1 protein-coding gene is annotated in these 1028 nt (G+C 36.8%); it reads left to right on the top strand.

From position 1 onward, the window contains the following. Positions 1–184: 184 nt before the first annotated feature. Positions 185–1028: replication initiation protein RepM (repM, locus tag FTU62_RS17255; protein WP_180103264.1), on the top strand; the 844-nt coding region annotated here is incomplete at its 3' end.

Below are 1028 nucleotides of genomic sequence, written 5' to 3'. Positions count from 1 at the left end.
CTTAGTGTGCTTTGAAAGACAGAATTAAATATGTCGCTTTATTGACACTTACCTTGCAGAATTTAATTTCAATATGCCTACACTTAGTTTGCAAAATGCGACAAATTAAAAAATGTCGTCTTATTGACTATCGGCAGGGATTCCCCTAGCATCAATAAGACGACATAATAAAATAAGACGCTATATGAAAGATTTAATTGTGAAAGATAACGCTTTAATTAATGCCAGCTACAATCTTGACCTAGTAGAACAACGGTTGATTCTTTTAGCAATCATTGAAGCCCGTGAAAGTGGCAGAGGTATTAATGCGAATGACCCATTGACCATTCATGCAGAGAGCTATATCAACCACTTTGATGTATTGAAAAATGGTGCTTATCAAGCACTAAAAGAAGCCTGTAAAGACTTGTTCGCTCGTCAATTCAGTTACCAAGAACAAAGAGGAAAAGGAATAGCTCATATTACCTCACGTTGGGTTTCTCAAATTGCATACATCGAAAAAACGGCATCTGTGGAGTTAATTTTTTCACCTGCAATTATTCCCTTAATAACTCGACTAGAAAAACAATTTACAAGCTATGAATTAGAACAAGTAAAAGGGCTTTCCACTGGCTATTCCATTAGGCTTTATGAACTTTTGATTGCTTGGCGTAGTAGTGGGAAAACACCAATTATTGAGCTAAATGAGTTCAGAAAAAGATTGGGTGTACTGGAAAGTGAATATCACCGAATGCACGACTTTAAAAAGCGTGTTTTAGAACCATCATTAAAGCAAATCAATGAAAATACGGATATTACTGTCAAAGAAGAACAGCACAAAAGAGGGCGTAATATTATTGGTTTCTCATTCCGATTTAAACAGAAGATACAGCCCAAAAAACAACAAAAAATCGACCCTAAACGAGATCCAAACACACCCGATTTTTTTGTTGAAATGACCGATGCACAACGGCATTTGTTCGCACATAAATTATCTGAACTGCCCGAAGTTGGTAGCGAATATGCAGAGATCGGAGAGTCAGCCGAAG

This window comes from Acinetobacter sp. YH12126 (genome assembly GCF_013418745.1).
Classification (GTDB): Bacteria; Pseudomonadota; Gammaproteobacteria; order Pseudomonadales; family Moraxellaceae; genus Acinetobacter; species Acinetobacter amyesii.
This window is presented reverse-complemented; position numbering and strand designations above follow the sequence as displayed.